The sequence below is a fragment of the Alteromonas sp. 14N.309.X.WAT.G.H12 genome (assembly GCF_036697315.1).
GTDB lineage: Bacteria > Pseudomonadota > Gammaproteobacteria > Enterobacterales > Alteromonadaceae > Alteromonas.
In genome coordinates this window covers 1-5,892 of sequence record NZ_JBAHZB010000159.1, presented here as the reverse complement: position 1 = coordinate 5,892, position 5,892 = coordinate 1, and the positions used below count along the sequence as shown (strand labels likewise).

General features: G+C 46.3%; 5 protein-coding genes. 4 read left to right on the top strand and 1 reads right to left on the bottom strand.

What is annotated here, in order from left to right; translation table 11 throughout:
- Positions 1-237 precede the first annotated feature (237 nt).
- The 4 genes from V5298_RS19505 to V5298_RS19490 all read left to right on the top strand — a co-directional run bounded on the left by V5298_RS19505 (position 238) and on the right by V5298_RS19490 (position 5,210).
- A complete protein-coding gene (locus V5298_RS19505) occupies positions 238-1,809 on the top strand; it encodes a methyl-accepting chemotaxis protein (RefSeq protein WP_332933099.1) in 1,572 nt (523 codons plus the stop codon).
- A gap of 225 nt (positions 1,810-2,034) precedes the next feature.
- Complete coding sequence (apt, locus tag V5298_RS19500) at positions 2,035-2,571, top strand: adenine phosphoribosyltransferase (protein ID WP_332933098.1); 537 nt, start codon at positions 2,035-2,037, stop codon at positions 2,569-2,571.
- A gap of 15 nt (positions 2,572-2,586) precedes the next feature.
- A complete protein-coding gene (gene dnaX / locus V5298_RS19495) occupies positions 2,587-4,851 on the top strand; it encodes a DNA polymerase III subunit gamma/tau (protein ID WP_332933097.1) in 2,265 nt (754 codons plus the stop codon).
- Positions 4,852-4,883: 32 nt separating this feature from the next.
- Complete coding sequence (locus V5298_RS19490) at positions 4,884-5,210, top strand: YbaB/EbfC family nucleoid-associated protein (RefSeq protein WP_332933096.1); 327 nt, start codon at positions 4,884-4,886, stop codon at positions 5,208-5,210.
- 126 nt (positions 5,211-5,336) lie between these two features.
- Here V5298_RS19490 and V5298_RS19485 read toward each other — a convergent pair.
- The coding region (locus tag V5298_RS19485) for a catalase (protein ID WP_332933095.1) at positions 5,337-5,892 on the bottom strand (556 nt) is incomplete at its 5' end.

The window sequence follows — 5,892 nt, the reverse complement described above, 5'->3', positions numbered from 1 at the left end:
GCTCCCAATTTAAGAAAAAGGCCACTCAAATGAGTGGCCTTTTTTGCGTTTGGGGCAAGGTGGGATCTAATCCTTAGGGCAGGTGTAGCGGGATCCCAAAACTGGACAACTTATTCTTATTCAGGAATGAACATTCGCCATTCAGCGTTTTTTCTGTTTACAGTATTCATGTTCATGATGTAACCAAATTGTAAATATAGGTTATAGTATTATGAAATGAGAAATGAGAAATGAATAATGGCTGATATGATTAAAGCATTTGTGTTGGGAATTATTACGTTTATCGGTACCTATGGTTTGGCGTATATGGGGTTCTCAGGGCTTCCCCTATCAGGACTGGTAGGAGCAATGGTTTTTGTGATAGCGGTGATATTAATTGCGTCGAAGCAATCAGTGCGAACGCCCACCGTAGTAGACCCTAGCCAAGCAGAAAATCATAAATCAGACGCCAGTACCATCAATAAATCGGCCACTCGTATTGCCATTGGCGGAGCCAATGTTTCCTTTTTTCTCGACAAATTAGCCGATGTTTTTCATCAGCAAACTGACAACGTTCAAGAAATCGCCCAACGCATAAAGCAACTTGAAGACGGCAATGAACAACTGGTTAGGCTTTCCGGGGATGCCCAGTCTAAAATTCAGGAGTCCGACCAAAAAGCCCATCGCTGTAAAGAAGCGTTAGCAGAACTTATGACGCAGCAACAGCAACTTAAAAAGGAAATCGACGCCGCCACGGAAATGCTGGGGTCGTTACGCCACAATGCCGATGCCATAAGCGGGATCACCACCACCATAAATCAATTGGCAGACCAAACCAACATGTTAGCACTAAATGCAGCCATTGAAGCCGCCCGTGCCGGTGAACAGGGGCGGGGGTTCGCCGTTGTGGCAGATGAAGTGCGGGATTTAGCGCAGAAAACGGCCAGCGCTACCCAGGGGATCGATAAGGTTTTGGGTAAGATCAATCAATACAGTCGACGTTCAGTGGATTCCATTTCTAATGTATCGTCAGCCAGTGAAGGTATGTCCAGTGCCGTGGTGGAAGTATCCTCCCTTATCGAAGAAACCAGCAGTATTTCATCTATTGCGGCAAATGCCATGAAGCAGGTGAATTATACCGTTGAACAACACCAAGAAGCGAATCAAGGGATTAGCGTCAACGCCGTGCAATTACATCAAAATACCCAGCACCTTGAAGGTGATTTAAAAGACGTCGCCGAAAAAGCGTTTTCGCTCAGTTGTGAGACAGAAAATATATTCAGGGCGCTTCAGCAATTTGCCATCGAAGATAGAAATACCCATGTACTTAGCGCTGCCATTCAAGGGGCCAAAGCGATTGGCGCTTTGTTTGAATCGGCCATTACCGAAGGGGCTATTAGTGAAAGGGATTTATTTAACTTTGCGTATACACCCATACCCAACACGCGGCCACAGAAATACACCAGTGCCTTTGATCAGTTTACTGATGCCCAACTACCGGTGATTCAAGAGCCTATTCTAGCACGCCATTCGTATGTCATTTATGCCGGTGCGGTGGATAAAAATGGTTACTTTCCTACTCACAACCTAAAATTCAGTAAACCCTTAACGGGAAATTATGATATTGATTTAGCCAACAGCAGAACCAAAAGAATATTTGATGATGTCACGGGCAAGCGATGTGCTCAAAATACAGAAAGCTTTTTACTGCAAACCTATAAACGAGATACGGGGCAGATCATGCATGATTTGTCTGTTCCCATTTATGTTAACGGGCGTCATTGGGGTGGTTTTCGTATCGGCTATGAAGCAGATGAAAATTTGTTGTAACTAAAAAAACACATTAGCACTGTCATTCATGTGACGTTTCGATTACCATTTATTCCCATTTTTTACTTAGTAATTTCAGGTATTGATTATGGCTGATCATGGCGAGTTTAAAGAAGTGTTTAATTGGTGGTATTTTCTAGCGTGCGTTGTTACGTTAGTTGCATTTCCTCTGATGCATGTCATTGCTGGCTGGTTCACTTTTTGGCTGTAATCTAAGGCAAAAAAGTGACTGCTGAATATATAAAATCTGTCGTAAAATCCGTTCCCGATTACCCTAAGCCGGGTATTATTTTTCGTGATGTCACCAGTGTACTGGAAGATCACAAAGCGTTTTCTGCTTGTATTTCTCTATTGGTAGAAAAATATCAGGGAATGGGATTTGATAAAGTCGCCGGTACAGAAGCCCGAGGCTTTCTTTTTGGTGCGCCATTGGCCATTGAATTAGGCTTGGGCTTTGTACCTGTACGTAAACCCAATAAGTTACCTCGCGAAGTGGTGAGTGAAACCTATGAGCTAGAGTACGGTATGGACACCTTGGAAATCCATCGGGATGCCATTGAACCAGGAGATCGTGTATTGCTTATCGATGATCTGCTGGCTACAGGTGGAACCATTGATGCCTCTGCGAAACTTATCCGCTCGTTAGGGGGCATTGTTGAACATGCGGGTTTTGTTATCGGATTACCTGATTTAGGTGGTTACGAGAAGCTTGCTGCCGTCAATGTAGAGTGTTTTTCTATCTGTGAATTTGATGGTGAATAGTAAAACGGGATCCCTATGAGTTATCAGGTACTCGCCAGAAAGTGGCGGCCTCGAATTTTCAGTGAACTGGTTGGTCAGGAACACGTAGTGACTGCCATTGCCAATGCACTCGATAATGACCGCTTGCATCACGCTTACCTGTTTACCGGAACTCGAGGTGTGGGTAAAACCACGATTGCGCGTATTTTTTCAAAAAGCTTAAACTGCGAGGAAGGGCAAAGTGCCACGCCTTGCGGTAAGTGCTATACCTGTACCGAGATTGAGCAGGGCAATTATGTTGATTTGCTCGAAATTGACGCAGCTTCCCGTACCAAGGTGGAAGATACCCGTGAGCTTCTTGATAATGTGCAGTACAAGCCTACGCGAGGGCGTTATAAAGTGTACCTTATCGATGAGGTGCACATGTTGTCTAAGCACAGCTTTAATGCCTTGCTTAAAACACTGGAAGAACCTCCTCCCCACGTAAAATTTTTGCTGGCGACCACGGATCCACAAAAGCTGCCCATCACCATTTTATCGCGCTGTTTGCAGTTCAATTTAAAAGCGTTGTCGCGAGAACAAATATCGGGGCAGCTGATCCATATTTTAAACGAAGAAGAGATTTCCTTCGAGCAGCCAGCCATTGCCTTGCTCGCCAGAGCGGCGCAAGGCAGTATGCGTGATGCGTTAAGTCTCACGGATCAGGCCATTGCCCAAGGTGACAATCAGGTGCTATCGGCAGTGGTTACCGATATGCTGGGGTTAATGGATCGCCATCACATACTAAAATTACTCTTCAGTGTGGTAAAAAAGCAGCCTAAGGGCATGATGGCTATTGTGGATAGAATGGCAGAACAGTCTCCTGACTACAGTCAGGTGCTTGCGGAACTGTCCAGTTTATTACATCAGGTGGCGCTGACCCAGTGGATCCCCGATGTCTGCAAATTAGAAACCACATCGGCCAAAGCCATTTACCAGCTAGCTAAAACAATTTCTGCCGAACAGGTACAGCTTTATTATCAAATTGTCCTCCAAGGTAGAAAAGACTTGCCTTATGCGTTAGACGGTCGTTCTGGGTTAGAAATGACATTGTTACGAATGATGTCCTTTGCCCCCGTCCCCAGTTCTGACGATGACCTATCGTTAATTCAAAAAGGCGCGGGACAAGGGCATCATTTGCCTGAGCCCACGGATGTGCAGGACGGCGAATCAGCATCTAAACCATCGGCGGTATCCATAGAGCCTCAAGCTGAATACAGTGAGTATGAAGATGATACTAACCCTGTTATTGACGAGCTGAACGCGCAACAAGCCGATCTTGAGCATCATGCAGAACAATACCGGCAAGACGCTGGGCGTTCTGAGCCAACACAACCGATTACTGAGGTTGAGGCGGATAATGTAGAGGATCCCCCTGCGGCACAGACCACGCCTTTGGGTACAGCAACAAACACAACGTCAATCGAACACATGCTTGCGTTGCGGCAACAATTAAAAAAAGGCCGCACGGAGGCTGATGAATCACCGCAAAAAAAGCACAGTAATACGGACGAGAGCCCCTCTGAACGGATAATGCGTTTAAGTCAGTCTGACAAAAGCGTGGCCATTAATCATCATCAGAAAGCTCAACCGGATGCAGCACAAGTGCCTACCGTGGACGCACAGACGCTGGTAACACCCCAAGAGGATAGGGCCGCCCCTCCGCCTTGGGTGTTGGAAGATATCGCCACTGAGCCGGCCTCACAGAGTCCTGAGCCGACATTGGCAAGGCCCGCGGAAATAGAAACGCCGGCTGACCAAGAGGGCGCGGTTACGGTGAATAACGAGGCCAGTGATGCCATGAAGTTACCGTCTTTGGATGGTGATAAGCTACATGAATCATTGACACCGTACTTGCCGAACGGGGAAAAATTGTTGCGTGGGCGACAAATTGACGATTGGAGTCATCTTGTTGCTCGCTTAGGGTTGGTTGGATTAACCAAACAAATCGTGCTGAATTCAGCATTTTCAAAAGTTAACCAAAAAGTCACCCTTGAATTAGACCGCACTCAAGACCATCTATTAAATGACAGTGCGGTGGCGCAACTTAAGCAAGCGCTATCCGAGGCCTTAGAAGAAGACATTGAATTGGATATTGTACTGGGTGAGCCGGTACAAACACCGCTGACACTTCAGGCCAGAATAGATGCTATGCGGCAAGAGCATGCTCGCGGCGTTGTTCGTTCAGATGAAACATTCACTTTATTGTGTGAAAGCTTTTCAGCAACGGTGTTAGAAGATACCATTCGTCCCCGTGAGTAACATATTAATTTTTAATACAGAGAGAGTCGACCATGTTTAAAGGTGGAATGGGTAATATCATGAAGCAAGCGCAGCAAATGCAAGAGCGCATGCAAAAGACCCAGGAAGAACTGGCCAAATTGGAAGTGACAGGTGAAGCAGGTGCTGGCATGGTGAAAGTTACCATGACCTGTAACCATAATGTTCGTCGCGTAGAGATTGATGAATCGCTAATGGACGATGACAAAGACATGATTGAGGATCTGGTCGCTGCAGCCTGCAATGATGCGGTGCGCCGTGTACAAGAAATGTCAAAGGAAAAAATGGGCGAAGTGACCGGTGGTATGCCATTACCGCCAGGCTTTAAAATGCCCTTCTAACGACTGCTTTATGTCTTTACTGGCATTTATCCCCCATCAACGAGATTGGCTGATAGGATAAAGAGCAAAAGATAAACGAAAAAAAAGCGCTAGTGTTTAACTAGCGCTTTTTTGTTTGCTTGTTGACTATAAACAACCCGGGAAGTCTTTGGCTGGGTCGGTTTCTCGCGCCTTGATGGCATCGTCAACGGTTAATCCTAATGCCCGTGCGACACCTTCTCCATACGCGGGATCGCAACGGGTACAGTTACGAATATGACGGTATTGAATAAAGTCGAGTGCGCCACCGATTTGCGCGGCAGTGTTATCGAACAGCACTTGTTTTTGCTCATCGGTCATTAAGTTGAATAATGCCCGTGGTTGGCTAAAGTAATCGTCATCGTCCTCACGAAAATCATAGCGCATTGCATCGCCATTAATTTTAAGAGGAGGCTCAGCAAACTGGGGTTGTTGCTGCCACTGACTAAAACTATTGGGTTCATAGTGAGGTCTGCCGCCATAGTTGCCATCAACACGACCGAGGCCATCACGGGCGTTGCTGTTTACGGGGCAACGGGGTTTGTTTACCGGAATTTGGTTAAAGTTCACACCCACGCGATAGCGATGGGCATCGGCGTAGTTGACCAGTCGGGCTTGGAGCATTTTATCGGGTGACGCGCCAATTCCCGGTACTAGATTACTT